Source organism: Bartonella sp. AD13SXNS, from assembly GCF_042196465.1.
Classification (GTDB): Bacteria; Pseudomonadota; Alphaproteobacteria; order Rhizobiales; family Rhizobiaceae; genus Bartonella.
The window spans coordinates 1-725 of the sequence record NZ_JBHIQI010000099.1; the positions used below are offsets into that span (position 1 = coordinate 1).

Annotated in this window: 1 protein-coding gene; it reads left to right on the forward strand. The window is 45.4% G+C overall.

Translation table 11 applies throughout. The features are described 5' to 3' along the window. Window positions 1-725: late control protein (locus ACFIMQ_RS09605; RefSeq protein WP_375703952.1), on the forward strand; the 725-nt coding region annotated here is incomplete at both ends.

A 725-nucleotide genomic window follows, 5' to 3' on the forward strand; every position in this document is an offset into this window, starting at 1 on the left:
CATGAGGTTTTTTACCAGCGTCTTTTAACCGCAACCATTACGGACCATGCCGGCAATGAAGCCGATACATTTGAAGCAGAGTTTGATGATAGTGGTAATGATTTAGAGGTTCCCTCAAGCAACAGCACTCTGCAAGTGATTTTTGGCTATGAGAACAGCATCAGTGCCTTTATGGGGCGTTTTGTTGTCGAGTCGGTGGTGAGTATTGGGGGCAGTGATGGAGAGATTTTGCGCCTTTGTGGCAAAAGCGCCTCGATGCGTAAAGAACTCAAAGAACAAGCGAGTGAACATTTTGATCACAAAACTGTTGGTGAGATTGTTGAGACACTCGCCAAACGCCATGGCTATCAAGCAAAAGTCAGTCCACAATTTATCAAACAAACTCTTCCTTATGTGATTCGTACAGATCAATCGGCGGTTGATTTTTTAACCCGTCTTGCGGACTGCATGCGGGCGCGTTTTTTAATCAAAGACCATAAGTTTTTATTTTTAAGCGGGGATAATTTACCAGCCCTTAAACTTCATAAGCACGACTGTTCTAACTGGGAATTCACGTTAGAGCCACGCACGCAATACGGCATCATTGAAGCTTCTTATTTTGATCGCTCAACAGGGCAGCAATGCCAAGTCAAGCATCAGACAGGGTTTAGCGGTCCTGTACGCCGTCTTCGCAGTTGTTATCCATGTCAAGAGGAAGCTTTATCTGCCGCTGCTTCCGAGTCGGA